The organism is Streptomyces sp. NPDC005775 (assembly GCF_042871565.1).
Taxonomy (GTDB): Bacteria; Actinomycetota; Actinomycetes; order Streptomycetales; family Streptomycetaceae; genus Streptomyces.
This window is the reverse complement of the sequence record NZ_JBIAIU010000026.1, coordinates 43,313-64,946: the sequence shown is the minus strand read 5'-3', so window position 1 is coordinate 64,946 and position 21,634 is coordinate 43,313. Positions and strand designations below refer to the sequence as shown.

Annotated in this window: 15 protein-coding genes and 1 pseudogene; 3 read left to right on the top strand and 13 right to left on the bottom strand. The window is 73.3% G+C overall.

Annotated features, from left to right (window positions below; all coding sequences use genetic code 11):
• Positions 1 to 136: 136 nt before the first annotated feature.
• The 3 genes from ectB to ACFYPA_RS36345 all read right to left on the bottom strand — a co-directional run bounded on the left by ectB (position 137) and on the right by ACFYPA_RS36345 (position 3,438).
• Entirely contained in the window at positions 137 to 1,399 is a 1,263-nt protein-coding gene (gene ectB / locus ACFYPA_RS36355) for a diaminobutyrate--2-oxoglutarate transaminase (RefSeq protein WP_359084972.1), read from the bottom strand.
• Between the two features lie 81 nt (positions 1,400 to 1,480).
• Positions 1,481 to 2,011, bottom strand: a complete 531-nt coding sequence (gene ectA / locus ACFYPA_RS36350) for a diaminobutyrate acetyltransferase (protein ID WP_359314903.1) — start codon at positions 2,009 to 2,011, stop codon at positions 1,481 to 1,483.
• A gap of 320 nt (positions 2,012 to 2,331) precedes the next feature.
• The gene (locus ACFYPA_RS36345) at positions 2,332 to 3,438 is read right to left on the bottom strand and encodes an aminotransferase class V-fold PLP-dependent enzyme (RefSeq protein WP_359353390.1); all 1,107 of its coding nucleotides are present in this window, start codon (positions 3,436 to 3,438) and stop codon (positions 2,332 to 2,334) included.
• A 159-nt stretch (positions 3,439 to 3,597) separates the two neighbouring features.
• On the opposite strand from ACFYPA_RS36345, the gene ACFYPA_RS36340 reads away from it, so the two are divergent.
• Complete coding sequence (locus ACFYPA_RS36340; protein ID WP_359314909.1) at positions 3,598 to 4,698, top strand: amidohydrolase family protein; 1,101 nt, start codon at positions 3,598 to 3,600, stop codon at positions 4,696 to 4,698.
• A 342-nt stretch (positions 4,699 to 5,040) separates the two neighbouring features.
• On the top strand, positions 5,041 to 6,222 hold the full coding sequence (locus ACFYPA_RS36335; protein ID WP_359353387.1) for an SCO1860 family LAETG-anchored protein: 1,182 nt from the start codon (positions 5,041 to 5,043) through the stop codon (positions 6,220 to 6,222).
• Positions 6,223 to 6,379: 157 nt separating this feature from the next.
• Here ACFYPA_RS36335 and cobC read toward each other — a convergent pair.
• The 5 genes and pseudogenes from cobC to cobM form a co-directional block, all read right to left on the bottom strand.
• Positions 6,380 to 7,489: pseudogene (gene cobC / locus ACFYPA_RS36330) on the bottom strand (Rv2231c family pyridoxal phosphate-dependent protein CobC); the annotation flags it as partial.
• Positions 7,458 to 8,369 (bottom strand): sirohydrochlorin chelatase, encoded by a 912-nt coding sequence (locus ACFYPA_RS36325; RefSeq protein ID WP_359084966.1) that lies wholly within the window; start codon positions 8,367 to 8,369, stop codon positions 7,458 to 7,460. The pseudogene cobC and the gene ACFYPA_RS36325, both read right to left, overlap by 32 nt.
• Positions 8,370 to 8,422: 53 nt before the next feature.
• On the bottom strand, positions 8,423 to 10,147 hold the full coding sequence (gene cobJ / locus ACFYPA_RS36320; protein ID WP_359314918.1) for a precorrin-3B C(17)-methyltransferase: 1,725 nt from the start codon (positions 10,145 to 10,147) through the stop codon (positions 8,423 to 8,425).
• Entirely contained in the window at positions 10,144 to 11,400 is a 1,257-nt protein-coding gene (cbiE, locus tag ACFYPA_RS36315) for a precorrin-6y C5,15-methyltransferase (decarboxylating) subunit CbiE (protein ID WP_359314921.1), read from the bottom strand. Before cbiE ends, cobJ begins: the two co-directional genes overlap by 4 nt.
• Positions 11,397 to 12,236, bottom strand: a complete 840-nt coding sequence (gene cobM, locus ACFYPA_RS36310) for a precorrin-4 C(11)-methyltransferase (protein WP_359084963.1) — start codon at positions 12,234 to 12,236, stop codon at positions 11,397 to 11,399. The genes cbiE and cobM overlap by 4 nt, the downstream gene beginning before the upstream one ends.
• 90 nt (positions 12,237 to 12,326) lie before the next feature.
• Between cobM and ACFYPA_RS36305 the strand changes: the two genes are divergently transcribed.
• A complete protein-coding gene (locus ACFYPA_RS36305; protein WP_351003152.1) occupies positions 12,327 to 13,049 on the top strand; it encodes a ZIP family metal transporter in 723 nt (240 codons plus the stop codon).
• 5 nt (positions 13,050 to 13,054) lie between these two features.
• On the opposite strand, the gene cobI is transcribed toward ACFYPA_RS36305, so the two are convergent.
• From cobI to cobN, 5 genes are all read right to left on the bottom strand, one after another.
• Positions 13,055 to 13,783, bottom strand: a complete 729-nt coding sequence (gene cobI, locus ACFYPA_RS36300) for a precorrin-2 C(20)-methyltransferase (RefSeq protein ID WP_359353385.1) — start codon at positions 13,781 to 13,783, stop codon at positions 13,055 to 13,057.
• On the bottom strand, positions 13,780 to 15,249 hold the full coding sequence (locus ACFYPA_RS36295; RefSeq protein ID WP_359353383.1) for a cobyrinate a,c-diamide synthase: 1,470 nt from the start codon (positions 15,247 to 15,249) through the stop codon (positions 13,780 to 13,782). The genes cobI and ACFYPA_RS36295 overlap by 4 nt, the downstream gene beginning before the upstream one ends.
• On the bottom strand, positions 15,243 to 15,842 hold the full coding sequence (cobO, locus tag ACFYPA_RS36290) for a cob(I)yrinic acid a,c-diamide adenosyltransferase (protein WP_359084960.1): 600 nt from the start codon (positions 15,840 to 15,842) through the stop codon (positions 15,243 to 15,245). Before cobO ends, ACFYPA_RS36295 begins: the two co-directional genes overlap by 7 nt.
• Positions 15,842 to 17,860, bottom strand: a complete 2,019-nt coding sequence (locus ACFYPA_RS36285) for a putative cobaltochelatase (RefSeq protein ID WP_359314931.1) — start codon at positions 17,858 to 17,860, stop codon at positions 15,842 to 15,844. The genes cobO and ACFYPA_RS36285 overlap by 1 nt, the downstream gene beginning before the upstream one ends.
• Before the next feature lie 106 nt (positions 17,861 to 17,966).
• On the bottom strand, positions 17,967 to 21,617 hold the full coding sequence (gene cobN, locus ACFYPA_RS36280; RefSeq protein WP_359314968.1) for a cobaltochelatase subunit CobN: 3,651 nt from the start codon (positions 21,615 to 21,617) through the stop codon (positions 17,967 to 17,969).
• Positions 21,618 to 21,634: the final 17 nt, after the last annotated feature.

Sequence of the window (21,634 nt, the reverse complement as noted above, 5' to 3'; positions counted from 1 at the left end):
TTGTAGGTGTTGACGGGAACGCTGGGCCCTACCGGGGGGGGGGGGGCGTGGCACGCGGGGTTGTTTCCCCGGGGGCCCCCCGGGGGGGGCCCGGGGGGGGGGGGGGGGGGGGCCCCCCGCCCCCCCCCCCCGCCCCTCAGGCGGTCTCGCGGACGCAACGGGCCAGCGTGCGCAGGCCCTCGTCCAGTTCTTCGGGGGTGATGGTCAGCGGCGGCAGCAGCTTCACGACCTCGCTCTGCGGGCCGGAGGTCTCCAGCAGCAGCCCCAGCTCGAACGCGCGGGCGCAGATGGCGGACGCGCGCGTGGGGTCGTTGAACTCCAGACCCCACACGAGTCCGCGGCCACGGAACTGCGCGGTGTCGTCCTCGCCGCAGATGGCCAGCATCGTCTGCTCGACCTGCTCGCCCCGGGCCCGGGTCTGCTTCTCCATCTGGCCGTCGGCCCAGTAGGCGTCCAGCGCGGCGGCGGCGGTGACGAAGGCCGGGTTGTTGCCGCGGAAGGTGCCGTTGTGCTCGCCGGGCTCCCAGATGTCCAGCTCGCCCTTGAAGAGGCAGAGGGACATGGGCATCCCGTAGCCGCTGATCGACTTCGACAGCGTGACGATGTCCGGCGTGATGCCGGCCTCCTCGAAGGAGAAGAAGCCGCCGGTCCGGCCGCATCCCATCTGGATGTCGTCGACGATCAGCAGCATGTCCTGGCGGTGGCACAGCTCCTGGAGCGCGCGCAGCCACTCGGCGCGGGCGACGTTGATGCCGCCCTCGCCCTGGACCGTCTCCACGATCACCGCGGCGGGCTTGTTGAGCCCGGATCCCTGGTCCTCAAGGAGCCGTTCGAACCAGAGGAAGTCGGGGACCTGGCCGTCGAAGTAGTTGTCGAACGGCATCGGCGTGCCGTGCACCAGCGGGATGCCGGCGCCGGCGCGCTTGAACGCGTTGCCGGTGACGGCGAGCGAGCCGAGCGACATGCCGTGGAAGGCGTTGGTGAACGAGACCACGGACTCGCGGCCCTTGACCTTGCGGGCCAGCTTCAGCGCCGACTCGACGGCGTTGGTGCCCGTCGGGCCGGGGAACATGACCTTGTACGGCAGGTCGCGCGGCCGCAGGATCACGTTCTGGAACGTCTCCAGGAAGGCGCGCTTGGCGGTGGTGGCCATGTCGAGGCCGTGGGTGATGCCGTCGCGCTCGATGTAGTCGATCAGCGCGCGTTTCAGCACCGGGTTGTTGTGGCCGTAGTTGAGGGAGCCGGCTCCGGCGAAGAAGTCGAGGTAGGAGTGGCCGTCCTCGTCCGTCAGCCGGGCGCCCTGCGCGCGGTCGAACACGGCGGGCCAGCCTCGGCAGTAACTACGTACCTCGGACTCCAGGGTCTCGAAGACGCTCAGGGCGGGCGGGGTGATGGTCACAGCGGGTCTCCTGCGTGAGGGGGTGTGACGGGCGGCGGTCGAGGTGACTGCGACGGGCGGCACCCGCCGGGAAGGGCCTGATCAGGCGTGGAACGGGCCGATGCTGTAGAGCACTTCCGGCAGATGGGTGCCCTCGGGGAACAGGCCGCCGTCGAAGAGCACCTCACGTTCCAGTGCCACGTCGTGGCGCTGTGCGTAGGAGGTGAACAGGCGGTCCGATGCCTTGTTGTCCGGGGTGATGGTCGTCTCGACCGAGGCGAGGCCCTGGGCGCCGGCGACGCGGGCGGTCAGGGCGTCCAGCAGCTTTCCGGCCAGGCCGGTGCCGCGGTGGCCGTGGTCGACGGCCACCTGCCAGACGACGAGCGTCTCGGGGCGGTCTGGCCTGAGGTACCCCGTCACGAAGGCGACCGGGGCGCCGGTCTCGTCGCGGGCGACCACGGAGGTCGCCGCGAAGTCACGGCACCACAGCAGGTAGCTGTACGAGGAGTTGAGGTCCAGGACCTCGGAGTCGCGGGCTATGCGCCAGATCGCGGCTCCGTCCTCCACTCGCGGGGTGTCGATGGTGATGAATTCGCTTCGGGCACGGGCAAAATCTGCTGGTGCGGCGGTCATGCGAATTGAATTTACCTAGCAAATTTCGAAATCGCATCGGCCGAAGGGGTTGGGTGGCGCGATGCCCTGTGTTATCACGCGAGCGTGCGCACCGGCGCGAAATCGACGCCTTTTCACCCGATTCGGTATGGATTTATCCGGCATAATGCCCACCCGTGTGGAGTCGGTCACAAGGTCGTAACTCTCTCGCACTGCAACCGAATTGTGGAGATCGAGCGCCCCGGAAACTGGGGTGTTTAGCCTGGGGAAAACCGGGCATAAGAATGCGGGGCGCTGCTCCGAATAAAGCAGCTCCCCGCATTTATTGATTACGCCGGGATTTATGCGGCGGTCCAGGTTTCCGAAACGGCCTTCCGGGCAGCTTCCATATCGACCTGCCGGCCGGCATCGGCCAGCGCCGCCCCCAGAGCCGCGAGCGAGGACAGCACCGCGCCCCGCGTCGCATCCACCCCGTAGTGATTGACCCGGATCATCTCCTTGGACAGTGCCCCGCCCCCCGCGATCAGCGGCAGCGACGGGTCGGCCGCCAGTGCCTGCGCGACCAGGCCCGCGGCGTCGACCCCGTCCGGCGTCCGCAGCGTGGTCGCCACCGGCGCCGCGTCCCGTGCTTCGTGCACGTACGGGGTCAGGCCGCCGCCCAGTGCCACCGCACCGGCCCGGGTGGCCGCGGCGGCCGTGGCGTGACGGGCCATCAGCGCGTCGAGGCCCTCCGCCTCGATCCGCTCCACACAGGCATCGAGGGCCAGCATCTCCAGCTGGGCCGGGGCGTGCAGCAGCGCCCGGCGGCCGCCGTCGATCCAGCGCTCCTTCCAGTCCAGCAGGGAGAGGTAGGAGCGGCGCGGCGCCTGCGGGTTGGCGGCGATCCGCTCCCAGGCCCGCGCGCTCACTGACACCGCGGACACCCCGGCCGGACCGCCCATCGCCTTCTGGGCCCCGATCACGCACAGGTCCACACCCCAGGCGTCGGGCAGCAGCGGCTCGGCGCCCACCGAGGCGACGGCGTCCAGCATGAACAGCGCCCCGTGCGCCCGGACGACCTCACCGATCTCCGCGACCGGGTTGGTGTTGCCGGTGGCGGCCTCCGCGTGCACCAGGGAGACGAAGTCGATCTCCGGGTGCGCGGCCAGCGCCTCGGCGACCTGGCCGGCGGTCACGGCCGTGTGGAACGGCACCGCCAGATCGATGACCTCGGCGCCGCAGTCGCGCAGCCAGTTGCCGAACGTCTGCCCGTACGGCCCCGTGACGACGTTCAGCGCCGTCGAACCGGGCCGGGCGCCGCCCCTGATGCAGCCTTCGAGGGGGAGGAGAGCCTCGCCCTGCATGATGACGACGTCCTGCTCGGTGGCGAGGAGACCAGCCACCCGCCGCTCGATCGCCGCGAAGTGCGCGGCGGTGAGCGGGGTCAGGTCGAGGAAGGGGTGCGTCACGGTGGTGCTCTCTTCGGAATCGGATCGGTGTGCGGACCGGCCTGCGGGCCAGGCCTGCACCGAGGGTACCGAGCCCTCCGCGGACGGCCCGGACCCGTCCGCGGGGGGCGGGCGGGAGGGGGCGTGGCCCCGCGCACGGCGCCTCGTACAGTGCTGTCCATGAGCGATCACGAGGCGCCGCGGGTGCTGCAGGTGAAGGGGCGGGTGCTCGTCGGCCCCGAGGACGTCAGGGACGAGCTCTGGGCGGTCGACGGGCGCGTGACCTACGAGCGGCCCGCCGGTGCGGACGACGCGCTCGTGGTCACCGGCTGGGCCCTGCCCGGACTGGTCGATGCCCACTGCCACGTCGGGCTCGACCACCATGGCGCCGTGGACACCGCGACCACCGAGAAGCAGGCCCTCGACGACCGGGAGGCCGGCGCGCTGCTCCTGCGGGACGCGGGCTCTCCCGCGGACACCCGGTGGATCGACGACCGCGAGGACCTGCCGAAGATCATCAGGGCCGGCCGTCACATCGCCAGGACCCGGCGCTACACCAGGAACTACGCGTACGAGATCGAGCCCGACGAACTGGTGGCGTACGTCGCGCAGGAGGCACGTCGCGGGGACGGCTGGGTGAAGCTCGTCGGCGACTGGATCGACCGCGAGGTGGGCGATCTGACCGCGTGCTGGCCGCGCGAGGCCGCCCGGGCGGCCATCACCGAGGCGCACCGCCTGGGCGCCCGGGTCACCGCGCACTGCTTCGCCGAGGACTCACTGCGCGATCTGGTCGAGGCCGGGATCGACTGCGTCGAGCACGCGACCGGGCTGACCGAGGAAACCATCCCGCTCTTCGCCGAGCGCGGGGTCGCGATCGTCCCCACGCTGGTCAACATCGCCACCTTCCCCTCGCTCGCGCTGGGTGGCGACGCCAAATACCCGCGCTGGTCCGCCCACATGCGCCGACTGCACGAACGCCGCTACGACACCGTGCGCGCCGCGTACGACGCGGGGGTGCCGGTGTTCGTGGGCACCGACGCCGGTGGGGTGCTCGCCCACGGCCTGGTGGCCGACGAGGTCGCGGAGCTGGTCAAGGCCGGCATCCCGGCCCTGGAGGCGCTGTCCGCGACGACATGGGCCGCCCGCGCCTGGCTCGGCAGGCCGGGTCTGGAGGAGGGCGCACCGGCCGACCTGGTGGTCTACGACGAGGATCCGCGGGCGGACGTGCGCGTGCTGGCGGCCCCGCGCCGCGTCGTCCTGAACGGGCGCGTCATCGGCTGATCCGGGTGTCCCGGGCCCGTCCGGGCCCGGGATGCGCCGTGTTGACCGGCAGTGACGCGGAGCGCACCCGCTCGTTGAATCACTTCCGCACACTCCGTTGGGAGGCCCGCGCGAGCTGCCCGCGCTCGGTGAAACGGGTGAAACGGGTGAACGCGTGGAACGCACGTGCCGGAATAATCGAATACAAGCACGGAAACCCCCCTTTGGGGTGAACTCACGTCAGGTGTCTGCCAGTTCACCCTCTGTGCGTAAAGATTCACGGAGTCGAGGCCACCGGTGCCCGCGATGTCCCCCATTGGACGGCGCCGGTGGCTCCATGTCTCTTGTGGGGGTTCCACCATCTTGAACAGCAACACCTTCCGCCTCGCCGCCCTGGCGGTCGCCGCCGCTCCCGTCGTCCTGCTGGTCGCCGTCCCGGCGCAGGCCACCACCGCGACCACGACCACGACGACCGGTGGCGGGAAGGCGAGCGCGGTCGTACTCCGTACCGCACTCGACGTCTCCCTCCTGAACAGGACGATCGATGTGCCGCTCACGGCCACGCTCAACGAGGTGCGGGCGCCGCGGAGCGCGGAGAAGGCCGCGCTCAGCGTGAAGCTCGACGGGGTGGAGGGCGGAAAGCCGGTCAGCGTGCTGCGCGCCGATGTGGCCACGGCGAAGGCGACCGTCCGCAAGCACCGCGCGGAGGGCTACAGCAATGTGGTCAAGGCGCGCCTGCACGTGCCCGGACTGCCGCTGCTCTCCCTGATCGAGGTCGAGCAGGTCACGTCGAAGGCGGTCTGCGAGGTGGGCCACAAGCCGGTCGCCGAGTCGAACGTGCTGGGGCACGTGAAGGTCCTCGGCAAGCGCGTCACCCTGAGCGCCGGGGGCTCCACGCAGATCGCGGTGAAGGGCGTCGGTTCGGTGACGCTCGACCTGTCGAAGACGAGCACCACCTCGCGCACCGCGGCCGCGGTGGCGCTCCAGCTGAAGGTCTCGGTCAACCCGCTCAACCTGAACGTCGCCGATGTGAAGGGCGAGGTAACGCTCGCCGAGGCCACCTGCGAGACGCCGAGGGCGGGCGGCACGGGCGGCACGGGCGGCGGCGACAACGGCGGCGGGGAGAACGGCGGTGGCAACGGCGGCGGCGACAACGGGGGCGGCGAGAACGGCGGCGGTGACAACGGGGGATCGACGGACGGCGGCTCCACCGATGGCGGCTCCACCAACGGTGGCTCGACCGAGGGCGGCTCCACCGACGGCGGGTCGGGTGACGGTGGCTCCACCGACGGCGGATCCAACACCACCGGCGCCACCACGGGCTCCACGACCGGTTCCACCACGGGCTCCACGGCCGGCGACACCGGCGGTGATGTGAAGCCCCAGACCGGCACCGGTCACGCACCCCAGGCCGCCGACACGGGTGCCGACCTCGCCGAGACGGGCAGCAGCTCCACCACGCCGTACGTCGCAGGCGGCGCCGCCCTCCTGCTGGCAGTCGGCGCCGGTGCGATGGTCGTGGCCCGGCGGCGCGCGCAGGACTGACACCCGGGGGAGCGAGCCGGAGCCACAGCCCGAGGGGGCGGCCGGGGGGCCGTAGGGGAAAAGGGGGGAGGGGGGCGGTGTTCCGTATACGGAGCACCGCTCCCCGCTCGGCACGTGCGGCGCGCGCCGCAGGGCCGGCGGCCGGACCCGACAGGGGTCAGCGGCTCACCGCGGACAGCGCCTGGAGGGCCTGGTCGAACGCCTGCAGGAAGCGGTTGGTCGTCGTGCGGTCCCGTACCGCGAGCCGCAGCCACTCGTCGCCGAGCCCCGGGAACGTATCGCCACGCCGGACCGCGAAGCCCAGCGTCCGCAACCGCTCACGTACCTCCGCGGCCCACTCCAGCCGGACCAGCACGAACGGCCCCTGCGCCGGTTCCACCACCCGTATCTCGGTGAACTCCCGCAGACCCGCCACCAGATGGCAGCGGTCCACCGTGATCCGGTCCGCCGCGGCTGCCGCCTCGGCCAGCGCCCGCGGCTCCACGCACGCCTCGGCCGCCGCGAGCGCCGGCGACGACACCGGCCACAACGGCTGCGCCTCCTCCAGCGTGCGAATGGTCTCCGGCGCCGCCGTCGCATAGCCGATCCGCAGCCCCGCGAGCCCCCACGTCTTGGTGAGGCTGCGCAGGACAACGAGCCCCGGAATGTCCGTACGGCCGCACAGCGCCTCGCGCTCGCCCGGCACCGCGTCCATGAACGCCTCGTCGACCACCAGCGTCCGCCCGGGACGCGCCAGTCGCTCCAGCACCGCGGCCGGGTGCAGCACGGACGTCGGGTTGGTCGGATTGCCGACCACCACGAGGTCCGCGTCGGCCGGCACGGCCGCCGGATCCAGCCGGAAGCCGTCAACGGCCCGCAGCAGCACCCGCCCCACGTCGTGCCCGGCCGCGCGCAGCGCCGCCTCCGGCTCGGTGAACTGGGGATGCACCACGACCGGCCGCCTGGCCGGCAGCGCGCGTGCGATCAGCACGAACGCCTCCGCCGCGCCCGCCGTCAACAGGAGCCGCTCCGGCGGCAGCCCGTGCCGGGCCGCGACAGCGGCGCGCGCCGCGCGCCCGTCCGGGTACGCGGCGAGCGCGCCCAAGGACGCGGCTATCCGCTCCTTCAGCCAGGCCGGTGGGGTCCCGGCCCGTACGTTGACGGCGAGATCGGTCAGATCCCGGCCCCGTCCCCGTACCTCCGCGTCACCGTGATGACGCAGATCGTGCGCGCCCGCGCCTGTAGCGTCGGGGCTCTCAATGGGAGTGTGCATGACCGCCATGGTGGGGGTGGTGGTGATGGCCGTCGTCGTCAGGGTGGAAGTGCGGCTGCTGCGGCAGTCCCACCTTGTCCTCGAAGCCCGGCAGTGCGATCCGGTACACGCAAGAGTCGCAGTTCATCCGCAGATCGCCCTTGACGGCCTCCCGGTAGCGCTCCATGACCAGATCGAGCAGTTCCTCCGCGGCGCCGATCACCTCGGCCGACCGGATGTCCAGCTCAGGGTGGGCGGCGGCCCACTCCGTGGTCTGGTGACGCACCCGGTCCGGCAGGATGCCGGTGAAGAGGAAGTACGGCAGAACGACTATGCGCTCCGCACCCAGCTTCACGCAACGGTCGAGACCGGACGGCACGTCAGGGGCGGCCAGCGAGACGAAAGCCGTCTCCACACCCGCGTAGCCCCGGCCCTCCCAGAACAGCCGCGCCGCCTTGTACACCTCGGCGTTGGCGTCCGGGTCGGTGGAGCCGCGCCCCACCAGCAGGATCGTCACCTCGGACCGGTCCGTGTCGCCCAGCACCTCGTCCACCCGTCGCTCCAGCACCTTCAACAGCGCCGGGTGCGGACCGAGCGGACGCCCGTACGTGTAGGAGATGCCCGGGTGGCGCTCCTTCTCGCGGGTCAGCGCGGCCGGGATGTCCCCCTTGGCGTGGCCGGCCGACACGAGCATGAGCGGTACGGCCGCGAAGTGCTTCACGCCCTGTTCGACGAGTGCGCTCACGGCGTCGCCGAGCGGCGGCGGCGACAGCTCGATGAAGCCACCCGCCACGGGCAACCGCGGGTTACGCGCTCCGAGTTCCGCCACGAAGTCACGGAAGGCGGCGGCCCCGCCCTCGTCCCGGGTGCCGTGGCCGGCGATGAGCAGGGCGGGCTGGGCGGACGGGGTGTTCACTGATGCTCCTCGGTGTTCATGGGGGGTGGGGTGCGGGGTGGCGGCGGTCCCGTTCACGGGGCGGCCGCCGTCGTGGGCGCGGCCGTGGCGGACTGCCACCGGTAGCCGCGCGGGGTGACCATGCGGCCCGCGATCTCGCGGGTGGCCGTGTTCCCGACGGTGACGACGGTCATCATGTCGACGATCGCCGGGTCCAGTGCCGACAGCGACGTCACCCGGCTGGACTCGTCGGGCCGGGAGGCGTTGCGCACGACGCCGACCGGAGTGGCCGCGTCCCGGTGTTCCGACAGGATCGACAGCGCCTTCGGGAGCTGCCAGTCGCGGCCCCGGCTGCGCGGGTTGTAGAACGTCACGATGATGTCGGCCTCGGCCGCGGCCCGGACCCGGCGCTCGATGACCTCCCACGGGGTGTGCAGGTCGGAGAGGCTGATCGAGACGTGGTCGTGGCCCAGCGGGGCGCCCAGGATCGCGGCCGCCGCCAGCGCGGCCGTCACCCCCGGCACGCCCACCACGTCGATGTCGGCGCCCGCCTCGGCCAGCGCCGGTGAGGCCATGGCGTACACCCCGGCGTCGCCGCTGCCGATCAGCGCCACCGCGTGGCCCTTGCGCGCCTCGGCGACCGCGGTACGGGCCCGCTCCTCCTCGGCACCGAGCCCCGACTCCAGCAGCGTCGTGCCCGGTCGCAGCAGATCCCTGATCTGGTCGACGTACTGGTCGAGTCCGACCAGCACCGACGCCCGCCGCAGCTCCTCGCGGGCCCGCGGCGTCAGCAGGTCACGCGCCCCGGGGCCGAGCCCCACGACCGCGAGCCGCCCGCGCGGTGCCCGGCGCACCACCGCACAGGTGGCCATCGCGGCCCGCCCCCCGGGGTCCGACTTCCGCTTCGGTACGAGGAGTTCACCGCCGCCCGCGAGCGCCGCGGCCTCCGCGACCGAGGGCGTGCCGACGGCGGCGAGCGGCGCGTCGGACGGGTGCGGCACCTCGATCCGGGCCAGCTCGTCGGCCGGGTACGTCCGCAGCGGCACACCCAGCTCGGCGGCGGCCGCCACGATCCCCGGCTCCCCGGCCTTCGCGTCGACGGTCACCAGCTCCGCGACGCTCAGTGCCGAGAGCCCGGCCTGCGCCAGCGCGGCCCGGATCAGCCCGAGCACCTCGCCGACGGGCGCGCCCCTGGACGCGCCGACCCCCACAACGAGCGAAGCCGGTCGCAACACGGCTTCGCGCGCCCCCGGTTCCAGGACCCGGTCGGTGAGGTGCAGCACCGCCGCAGCGGTCGTCGCCGGGCCCACGTTCGGCGGCAGCGCCGGCAACGGCCACACCGCGTCCGCCCGCAGCGCCACCGGCGCGCCGTCCAGCATCGCCCGCGACACCCCGGCGACATCCCCCTCCACGGGGAGCCCCAGCATGTCGAGACCGGGCACGCCCACCGCGTCCGTCGCCGTCGTCACCACCGGCGCCGCGCCCAGCACCTCACCGACCGCCACCGCCAGGGCGTTCGCCCCGCCGCCGTGGCCGCCGAGCAACGCCACCGCGTGGCGCCCCGCCTCGTCGACACAGACGACACCGGGATCGGCCGACTTGTCCGCGAGCAGCGGGGCGACCAGGCGCACCACGGCTCCCGTCGCCAGGAAACACACCAGCTGCTCGCACTCGGCGAACGCCCGCCGCACGGCTTCGCCCACCGGGCCGTCGTAGACCACGGCCCGGCCGGGCCAGGCCGCGGCCAGCCGGTCACGGGCGACGGCACCCGCCGCCGTCGCGGAGATCAGGCCGATCACTGGGTCGCTCCTTCACTTGCACCGGCCGCGGAGCGGACGCCCCACAGCAGAAAGACCGGATTGGCCGCGGCGAGCCGGGTCACGTCACCGGGCAGCGGCGCCAGCCGCGAGGACTGCAGCAGCACGCCCTCGGGCACGAGACCGCCGGCGGCCAGCGCCGCCCGCACCGGTCCCACCCGGTCCAGCGCAGCCACCGCGACCACCACGGCACGCCGCGCCCGCCGGGCGCACGCCGTCACGATCGCGGGCAGCTCCTGCCCGCCGCCCCCGACGAACACCGCGTCGGGGTCCGCCAGATCGGACAGCACTATGGGCGCGGCTCCGTGCACCGCCCGCACGTACACCCCGTGCGCGGCGGCGTTCGCCCGGATCCGCTCGACCCCGTCCACCGTCTTCTCGACGGCCACCGCCGCCGCGCCGAGCCGCGCACACTCCACCGCCACCGATCCGGAGCCGGCGCCGATGTCCCACACCAGATCACCCGTGCGCGGCCCGAGCCTGGCCAGCGCCAGCGCCCGCACCTCGAACTTGGTGATCATCGAGTCGCGGTGCTCGAACTCCGCCTCGTCCAGCGCCCATCCGGCCGGACCCGTGGCCGGACCCGCCACCGTCCGGGCCGGTGAGAGGGCCCGCGACTCGTCCAGGCACAGCACCACGCTCACCGGATCAGGCCACTCACGGGCCGCCGCCTCACCGGGCGTCAGCCGCTCCACGCGCTCGTGCTCCGGGTCCCCGAGCGCCGTCGCGACGACCAGGGTCCGCTCCTGGCTCCGGTACAGCAGTCCGGCCGCCAACTCGGCGGGGCCGGCGCCCGGCCCCGTGAGCACCGCGACCTTCGGGTGGGCGAAGCACACGTTCACCGCGGTCCGCGGGTCCCGCCCGTGCGCGCTGACGACGACCGCGTCGTCCCACGGCAGACCCAGCCGGGCGAACGCCACCGCGATCGACGGCGCCCCCGGCCGCACATCCAGCGCCGCGGCCCCGAACCGTCCGGCCAGCGCCCGCACGATCCCGAAGAACCCCGGATCGCCGGAGGCCAGCACCACCACGCGTGCCCCGTCCTCGGACAGGTGCTTCCCGATCCGGTCCAGGGCCGGAGCCAGCGGACCCAGCACCACCCGCCCGGCACCGGCCGCGAGTACGGCCCCGTCCAGATGGCGCCGGGCCCCGGCCACGAGCGTGGCCCCGGCCAGCGCCCGCACGGCTTCGGGGGCGAGCGGCGCCCCCGTCCCCGTACCGAAGACCCGGATCACGAGCCGGACCGCTGGGCGCGCAACTCGGCGCGCGCCGCCTTGTCGGCCTTGCGGTACCCGTGGAAGTGGCCCGGATGGTAGAGGTGCGAACGCGTCCCCGACGCCGACAGGGCCGGGCCGACGAGGAACAGCGTGTGCTTCCAGAGCTTGTGCTCCTTGACCGTGGCCTCCAGCGTCTCGATCGTGCAGTGCAGGATCAGCTCCTCCGGCCACGTGGCCTGATACGCGATCACCACCGGCGTCGAGGTCGGGTAACCGCCCTCCAGCAGCTCCTCGGTCAGCTGACCGGACCGGGCCGCGGACAGGAACAGCGCCATCGTCGTGCCGTGCCGGGCGAACTCCCGCACCTCCTCGCCCGGCGGCATCGGCGTCTTGCCGCCGCCGAGCCGGGTCAGGATCACCGACTGCGCCACCTCGGGGATCGTCAGCTCCCGCCGCACGACCGCGGCGACCGCCGAGAACGACGACACGCCGGGCACGATCTCGACCGCGACCCCCAGCTCACCGCAGCGGTCGACCTGCTCCTGCGTGCCGCCCCACAGCGCCGGATCACCGGAGTGGATCCTGGCCACTTTCAGCCCCTCCTCCGCCGCCCGCCGGTACACGGCCACGACCTCCTCGAGGGACATCTGGGCCGAGTCCAGGATCTCGGCGCCCTCCCGGGCGTGATCGAGGACCTCCGCCTGCACGAGGCTCGCCGCCCAGATGACGACGTCGGCGTCCGCGATGGCCCGCGCCGCCCGGAAGGTCAGCAGATCGGCGGCGCCGGGGCCGGCACCGACGAACGTGACGGTGCCGCGCGTGGGCGCGGCGACTGCGTCGACTGCTTCGGACATGGAACGGTCCTTTCAGGACAGGAAACAACGGGACATGACGGTGGGCGCCCGAAGATGCGGGCACCGGGGTCAATCGGCTAGCAAGAGCCCATGGCGGTGTTCGTCGCGCTCGGCGCGTTCCTGATGACCCTGGTCGGCGGCTGGGTCGCCCAGCGCGTCACCGACCGCCGCCACCTGGTGCTCGGATTCGCCGGCGGACTGATGCTCGGAGTCGTCGGCCTCGACCTGCTGCCGGAGGCCATCGAAGCGGCGGGCGGCCTCGTCTTCGGCGTACCGGCGGCCCTGCTCCTGTTCGTGGGCGGCTTCCTCTTCGCCCACCTGGTGGAGCGGCTGCTCGCCGTACGCCAGGCGGCACACGGCGCGAGCGAGGAACGCGTGCCCCAGGTCGGACTGACAGCGGCGGCCGCGATGGTCCTGCACAGCCTGATGGACGGCGTGGCGCTCGGCGCGGCGTTCCAGGTCGGTGGCGGCATGGGGGCGGCCGTCGCCCTCGCCGTCATCACCCACGACTTCGCCGACGGCTTCAACACGTACACGATCACCAGCCTGTACGGGAACGCCCGCCGCAAGGCCCTGACGATGCTGTACGCGGACGCGGCGGCGCCCGTGGTCGGCGCGGCGACGACGCTCGTGTTCACCCTTCCGGAGGAACTCCTCGGCTGCTATCTCGGCTTCTTCGGCGGCGCGCTGCTCTACCTCGCCGCAGCGGAGATCCTGCCCGAGGCGCACCACGACCACCCGGCCCGCTCCACCCTGCTGTGCACGGTCGCAGGAGTGGGCTTCATCTGGCTGGTGGTGGGCCTCGCGCAGTGACCGCCTCACAGCTTGCCGCCCCGCCCGCCGTCGCGCGGCGCGGGGGCGATCAGCGTGGAGAGGTACGGCAGCGGGCCGTCGGCCAGCTCCGCCGCCGGCCGGATCGACTCCTCCGGCAGCCCGAGCGCCGAGCCCCACACCGCGTCCGCGGTCCGCCCCGTCTCGCGCAACGCGGTGGCGACCTCCTCGGCCAGCCGCCCGAACTTGTACGCGACGACCGTCCCCGGCCCCTCCAGCGCCTGCTTCAGCACGGCCGCCCCCGCGGTCACCGGAACCAGCGTCAACGGCTCGGTCCCCTCGGTCAGCACCGCGCCACTGCGCGCGGCCAGATCCTGCATCGCCGTGATGCCCGGGACCGTCACCATGGCGGTACCCGGCAACAGCTCACCGATCGTGTGCGCGAGATAGGTGAACGTCGAATACACGTTGGGGTCGCCGATGGTCGCGAACGCCACCGAACCACGCGTGCGCAGCAACTCCGCGACCCGCGCCCCCGCCGCGTCCCACGCCGCCTCCCGCCGGGCCCGGTCCGTCCGCTCGTTGAGCGCGAACACGACCCGCACGACCTTCTCGGCCCCGACGTAGTGCAGCACCGTCGCCTCGGCGCGCCCCCGCTCACCGGTGTCCATCACGGGCACCACGACGACCGCCGCGTCCCGCAGCGCGTTGACGCCCTTGACGGTCACCAGCTCCGGATCACCGGGCCCGACCCCGACCCCGACCAGTGTGTTCATCCTTGGCACCTCTCCACGAATCGGCGGGCCGTACCGGGCGCCGAAGCCCAGTGCGTATGCAGATAACTCGCGTGCACGCCCTGCTGCACGAACCCCTCCACGCGTCGCTCGGGCCGGTGCATGCCCCAGGCCGGCACGTCCCCGGCGCCGGGCTCCAGCACGGTGCGGTGGAACTCGTGCCCGCGCATCCGGGTCCCCGTAGCCGCCAGCACACTGTCGGAGACCGCCACGGCGTCCCGGTAGCCGAGCGTCAGCCGCTCCGACATCCGCGCCTCGGCGTCCAGCACCCCGCACATCGGCAGCCCGTCCAGCGACCGCGCCAGATACAGCAGCCCGGCGCACTCGGCAGCCACCGGCGCCCCGGAGAAGGCCAGTTCGGCCACGGCCCTGCGCAACGGCTCGTTGGCCGACAGCCCGGGGCCGTACACCTCGGGGAACCCGCCCCCGATGACCAGCCCCCCGGTCCCTTCGGGCAACGCCTCGTCCCGCAACGGATCGAACGGCACGACGGTGGCCCCGGCGGCGGCGAGCAGCTCACTGTGCTCGGCGTAGGAGAAGGTGAACGCGGGCCCGGAGGCGACGGCGACGACCACTCCCAGCCCCTCCGGAGCACCTCCCGGCCCGTCCCCGCGTGCTCCCAGCCCCTCCGGCGTTCGAGGAGCGGGCGTCCGGGGGCGGAGCCCCTGGTTACGGGAAGGGGCGGGCAGGGGAACAGGCCCGCCGCGGGCGCCGACCGCCTCCGCCGCACTCCACACCTCACCCGGCACCGGCGGCGCGGACCGCGCCAGGGCAAGCAACGCCTCCAGGTCACACCCGGCCCGCACCCGGTCCCCCATCGCCGCGACAGCGGCCACCGCATCGCCCTGCCGCTCGGCCACCGGCACCAGCCCCAGATGCCGCGACGGCACCGCCACCTGATCGGCACGCCGCAACGCCCCCAGCACCGGCACCCCGGACTCGTCCAGGGCCTCCCGCAGCAACGCCTCGTGCCGGTCCGAGCCGACCTTGTTCAGGATCACCCCGCCGATCCGCACCTGCGTGTCCCACGAGGCGAACCCGTGCACCAGCGCGGCCACGGACCGCGCCTGCGACGACGCGTCCACGACGAGCACCACCGGCGCCCGCAGCAGCTTCGCCACCTGGGCGGTGGACGCGAGCTCGCCGTGCCCCGACGCCCCGTCGTACAGCCCCATCACGCCCTCGACGACGGCCAGGTCGCACCCCTGCGCACCGTGCGCGAACAGCGGAGCGATCAGCTCGGGCCCGCACATGTAGGCGTCGAGATTGCGCCCCGGCCGCCCGGTGGCAAGGGTGTGGTAGCCCGGATCGATGTAGTCGGGGCCCACCTTGTGCCCGGACACGGCGAGCCCCCGCCCGGCGAAGGCGGCCATCAGACCCGTCGCGACGGTGGTCTTGCCGCTGCCGGACGACGGCGCGGCGACGACCAGGCGCGGAACGTTCACCACTCGATGCCCCTCTGGCCCTTCTGCCCGGCGTCCATCGGGTGCTTGACCTTCGACATGTCGGTCACCAGGTCGGCGGCGTCCACCAGCGCGGCAGGCGCGTTGCGCCCGGTGATCACCACGTGCTGGCTGCCCGGCCGCCGACGCAGCACCTCGACGACCTCATCGGTGTCGACCCACCCCCAGTGCATCGGATAGGCGAACTCGTCGAGGACGTACAGCCGGTACGTCTCGGCTGCCAGATCGCGCTTGACCTGCTCCCAGCCCTCCCGCGCTGCCGCCTCGTTGTCCAGCTGCTGGTCGCGCTGGACCCAGGACCAGCCCTCGCCCATCTTGTGCCAGGCGACGGACCCGCCCTCGCCGCTCGCGCCGAGGACCTTCAGGGCGTTCTCCTCGCCGACCTTCCACTTCGCCGACTTCACGAACTGGAAGACCCCGATCGGCCACCCCTGATTCCAGGCGCGCAACGCGAGCCCGAAGGCCGCCGTCGACTTCCCCTTGCCGATGCCGGTGTGCACCACCAGCAGCGGCCGGTTGCGGCGCTGGCGGGTGGTGAGCCCGTCGTCCGGCACACTGACCGGCTGTCCCTGCGGCATTACGCGGCCCTCCTGCTGTAGCCCTGCACGTCCTTGACGAGCCCGGCGATCGAATCGGCCCGCAGTTCGTCGAGCGTCACGGCGGTGCCGCCCAGCTCTCCCGCGAGGCTCGCCGCGAGCCCGAGCCGTACCGGACCCGACTCGCAGTCCACGACGACGGACGCGATGCCCTCCGCCTCATGCAGCCGCGCCGCCCGCGCGGCCAGCGCCACCGGCTCCGGCCCCCCGGTCGCCCGCCCATCGGTCACCACGACCATCAACGGCCGCCGCGACGGATCGCGCAGCCGCTCCACCCGCAGGACGTCATGGGCCTTGAGCAGCCCGGCGGCCACCGGGGTGCGCCCACCGGTCGGGAGCGTCTCCAGCCGGGCGGCGGCCGCGTCCACCGACGACGTCGGCGGCAGCACCACCTCGGCGTCCTTGCCCCGGAAGGTGATCAGCCCGACCTTGTCGCGTCGCTGGTAGGCATCCATCAGCAGGGACAGCACCGCGCCCTTCACGGCGGTCATCCGCTGCCGGGCGGCCATCGACCCGGACGCGTCCACGACGAACAGCACGAGATTCCCCTCGCGCCCCTCGCGCACCGCCTGCCGCAGATCGTCCCGCCGCACCACCAGCCCCCGGCCCGACCGCCCCCGCGCCCGCTGATGCGGGGCGGCGGCCTGCACGGTCGCGGCCAGATGCAGCTTCGTCAGCGCGCCCCGCGGACGCCGCGCCCCGGTCGTCCGCCCGTGCTCGGTACGCGCCCGGGACCGCCGCCCCGCCGCGCCCTCGCCCAGACCCGGAACGCTCAGCACCTTCGTACGAAACGGTTCACCGGCCCGTACCGGCTGCTGCTCGCCGCCCCCGGAGGACTGCCCCTGGCCCGGCTCCCCGCCCTGCTCGGGGACGGACTGCGCGGGCGTGTCGTCGGCGCCGCCCTCGGGCTGGGGCGGCGTGTCCGGCCCGTCGCCCTCCGGCGGCCGGCCGCCACCGCCCGGGCCGTCCGGGTCCGGATCGTCGTCCTCGGAGCTGTTCTGCTCCAGCGTGTCGTCGAGCTTGTCCTCGTCGAGCCCCGGCGCGTCGAAGGGGTTGCGCCGCCGCCGGTGGGGGAGCGCGAGCAGGGCGGCCTGCCGGACATCCTCGGCGAGCACGTCCGTACGCCCCGCCCAGGCGGCCAGCGCGGTGGCGGTCCGGGCCATCACGATGTCGGCCCGCATCCCGTCGACCTCGAAGGCGGCGCAGGTGGCCGCGATCTGCCGCAACGCGCCGTCGCCGAGCCGCACCCGGGGGAGCAGCGCCCGCGCGGCCACGATCCGGGCCCGCAACGCGCCTTCCTCGTCGGCCCACCGGGCGGCGAAGCCCGCAGGATCGTCGTCGTACGCGAGCCGCCGCCGCACCACCTCGACCCGCAGACCGGTCTCCCGGGAGGCGGCGACCTCGACGGTCAGCCCGAACCGGTCGAGGAGCTGCGGCCTGAGCTCTCCCTCCTCGGGATTCATGGTCCCGACGAGCAGGAACCGGGCGGCATGCCGTACGGAGACGCCTTCACGCTCCACGTACGAGGCGCCCATGGCGGCGGCGTCCAGCAGCAGGTCCACCAAGTGGTCGTGCAGCAGGTTGACCTCGTCGACGTACAGGATTCCGCGATGCGCGTCGGCGAGGAGCCCCGGCTCGAAGGCCTTCACGCCCTCGGCGAGCGCCCGCTCGATGTCGAGCGCCCCGACGAGCCGGTCCTCGGACGCGCCGACGGGCAGTTCCACGGTCCGCGCCGCCCGCGACACACCTGCCCCGGGCTCGTGGGGCCCGTCGGGGCAGGCCGGATCGGGGGAGTCGGGGGAGCAGGAGAACCGGCATCCGGGGACGACCGACACCTCGGGCATGAGCGCTGCCAGCGCGCGCACGGCGGTGGACTTGGCGGTGCCCTTCTCGCCGCGCACGAGGACCCCGCCGACGGCGGGGCTCACCGCGTTGAGGAGCAGCCCGAGCCGGAGATCGTCCTGCCCGACGATGGCGGTGAAGGGGTACGGCGTACTCACGAGGCCTCCTTGGGGGTGGCGGATTCCAGCGACTCCGGCGGGCATGCCAGCCCCTCCGGCGATTGAGAAGCGGGGGTTCGGAGGCGGAGCCCCCGGTGGAGCCCGCTCACGCGTCACCCTCCAGGTCGCCCTCGAGCTCCAGATACGTCGCCCGCAACCGCTCCAGCGTCTCCGCGTCCGGCTCCGCCCACAGCCCGCGCTCCGCCGCCTCCAGCAACCGCTCCGAAATCCCGCGCAGCGCCCACGGGTTGGACTTCTTCATGAAGTCCCGGTTGGTCTCGTCGAAGACGTACTCCGCCGACAACTTCTCGTACATCCAGTCGTCGACGACGCCCGCCGTGGCGTCGTACCCGAACAGGTAGTCCACGGTCGCCGCCATCTCGAAGGCGCCCTTGTACCCGTGCCGCCGCATCGCCGCCATCCAGCGCGGGTTCACGACCCGCGCGCGGAACACCCGGTGCGTCTCCTCGCCCAGCGTCCGCGTCTTCACCTGGTCCGGCGTCGCCGAATCCCCCACGTACGCCTCGGGCGACTCGCCCGTCAGGTGTCGAACCATGGCCACCATGCCGCCGTGGTACTGGAAGTAGTCGTCCGCGTCGACGAGGTCGTGCTCCCTCGTGTCCACGTTCTTCGCCGCCACCGCGATCCGCCGGAACGCCGTCTCCATGTCCCCGCGCGCCGCCCGCCCCTCGAGACCGCGCCCGTACGCGTAACCGCCCCAGACCGCGTACACCTCGGCCAGGTCCGCGTCCGACCGCCAGTTGCGCGCGTCGATCAGCGGCAGCAGCCCCGCCCCGTACGCCCCCGGCTTCGAGCCGAAGATGCGTGCCGTGGCCCGTCGGCGGTCGCCGTGCTCCGCCGTGTCCTCGTCGGCGTGCGCCCGTACGTAGTTGGCGTCGGCCGGCTCGTCCAGCTCCGCCACCGCGCGCACCGCGTCGTCGATCAGCCCCACGACGTGCGGGAACGCGTCGCGGAAGAAGCCGGAGATCCGGACCGTCACATCGATGCGCGGCCGGCCCAGCTCGCTCACCGGCACCACCTCGAAGCCCGTCACCCGGCGAGAGGCGTCGTCCCATACCGGGCGGCAGCCGAGCAGCGCGAGGATCTCCGCGATGTCGTCGCCCTGGGTGCGCATGGCCGAGGTGCCCCACACGGTCAGGCCCACCGACTTCGGGTAGGCGCCCGTGTCGGCGAGGTACCGGGCGATCAGCGAGTCGGCGAGCGACTGGCCGACCTCCCACGACAGCCGGGACGGGATCGCCTTCGGGTCGACGGAGTAGAAGTTGCGGCCGGTCGGCAGCACGTTGACGAGGCCGCGCGTCGGCGAGCCCGAGGGGCCCGCCGGGACGAAGCCGCCGTCCAGCGCGAGCAGGATGTGGTCGATCTCGTCGGTCGTCCGGGCCAGCCGGGGCACGACCTCCTCGCAGGCGAAGCCCAGGACGGCGACGGCGTCCGGGAGTTCGAAGCCCAGCACCTCCCGCGCCAGGCCGGCCACCTTCGAGAGCTCCCAGCCGCGCGCCTCCATGCCCTCCGCGAGGCGGCGGCACAGCTGCTCCAGCAGGTCGATCGCGTCCGCGCCCGTCCGGGCAGGGCCCTCCACCAGCGCGCTCAGCTCGGCGGGCACCTTCACGGCGGCGCCCGGCTCGCCCAGCAGTTCCTTCTCGCTGAGCCCGAAGTGCCCGGCGATGGCGGCCCGCAGGCCCGGCAGCGCGTTCGCCGTGCCGCCCCACACCTGCGAGGCGCGCAGGACCGCCAGGACCAGGTTGACCCGGGCCTCGTCGACCGGGCCGCCGCCCAGGATGTGCAGACCGTCGCGGATCTGGACGTCCTTGATCTCACAGAGGTAGCCGTCGATGTGCATGACGAACGAGTCGAAGTCGTCGTCGCCCGGCTGCTCGTCGACATGCAGGTCGTGGTGCAGCTCCGCGGCCTTGACCAGCGTCCAGATCTGCGCCCGTACGGTGGGGGCCTTGGTCGGGTCCAGATCGCTGACCAGCGCGTACTCGTCGAGCAACTGCTCCAGCTTCGCCAGGTCGCCGTACGTGTCGGCGCGCGCCATCGGCGGGACCAGGTGGTCCACCACCGTGGCGTGGCCGCGGCGCTTGGCCTGGGTGCCCTCGCCCGGGTCGTTGACGATGAACGGGTAGATCAGCGGCAGTTCCCCGAGCACCGCGTCCGGGCCGCAGCCGGCGGACAGTCCGAGGCCCTTGCCGGGCAGCCACTCCATCGTGCCGTGCTTGCCCATGTGGACGACGGCGTCCGCGCCGAAGGTGTTCTCCAGCCAGCGGTAGGTGGCCAGGTAGTGGTGCGAGGGCGGCATGTCCGGATCGTGGTAGATCGCGATCGGGTTCTCGCCGAATCCGCGCGGCGGCTGGATCAGCACCACCACGTTCCCGAACTGGAGCGAGGCGAGGACGATGTCGTCGCCGTCCACGTACAGCGAGCCCGGCGGCTCGCCCCAGTGCTCCAGCATCGAGTCGCGCAGCCCCGGCTCCAGCTTCGCGAACCACTCCCGGTAGTCCGCCAGCGGAACCCTGGCGGGGGCCGCGGCGAGCTGCTCCTCGGTCAGCCACTCCACGTCGTGGCCACCGGCGTTGATGAGGCGGTGGATGAGCTCGTCGCCGTTGTCCGGGTGCGCGTCGACCCCGTAACCGGCTTCCTTCAGGGCGTCCAGGACGCGGACGGCGGAGGCGGGCGTGTCCAGGCCGACCGCGTTGCCGACACGGGAGTGCTTGGTGGGGTAGGCGGTGAAGACCAGGGCGAGCTTCTTCTCGGCGTTGGGCTTGTGCTTGAGGACGGCGTGACGCACGGCGATCCCGGCGACGCGGGCGGCGCGCTCGGGGTCGGCGCGGTACACCGGCACCTCGTCCGGGCCCTGCTCCTTGAAGGAGAACGGGACGGTGATCAGCCGGCCGTCGAACTCGGGGATCGCGACCTGCATCGCCGCGTCCATGGGGGCCAGTGCCGCGTCCGACGCCTCCCAGGCGGCGCGCGAGGAGGTGAGGCAGAGCCCTTGCAGCACCGGCACGTTCAGGTCGGCGAGCGCGCCGATGTCCCAGGCCTCGTCGTCGCCCCCGGCGGAGGCGTCCGACGCGCGGGTTCCGCCGGCCGCGAGCACCGTGGCGACCAGGGCGTCGGCCCGGCCGAGGAGCTCGTACAGCCCGGCGTCCGCGCCGCGCAGCGAACCGCAGTACACGGGAAGGGCGTTGGCGCCGCGCGCCTCGATGGCGTCGCACAGCACGTCGACGAACGAGGTGTTGCCGGAGAGGTGGTGCGCCCGGTAGAAGAGCACGCCGACGGTCGGGCGGCCCTCGGTGAACGTACGGCCGCCGTGCAGGCCCCACTCGGGCATCGCCTGCGGTTCGGCGAACCCGTGCCCGGTCAGCAGGACGGTGTCGCAGAGGAAGCGGGCCAGCTCGACGAGGTTCCCCGGGCCGCCCTCCACCAGGTAGCGCAGCGCCTCGGCGACGACGCCCGCCGGGGCGGACGACTCGGCCATCAGCTCCGCGTCCGGCACGCTCTCACCGCCGAGCAGCACGGTCGGGATGCCGGACGCCTTCAGGACGGCGAGGCCGTCCTCCCAGGCGCGCTTGCCGCCCAGGAGTCGGACGACGGCGACGGAGGAGCCCTCGATCAGCGCGGGCAGTTCGTCCCGGGCGTCGATGCGGGCCGGGTTGCCGATCCGGTACGGCGCGCCCGAGGCACGCGCGGCGAGGAGGTCGGTGTCGGCGGTGGACAGCAGCAGCACGGTGCTCAGCGGGGCGGTCGGTGGGG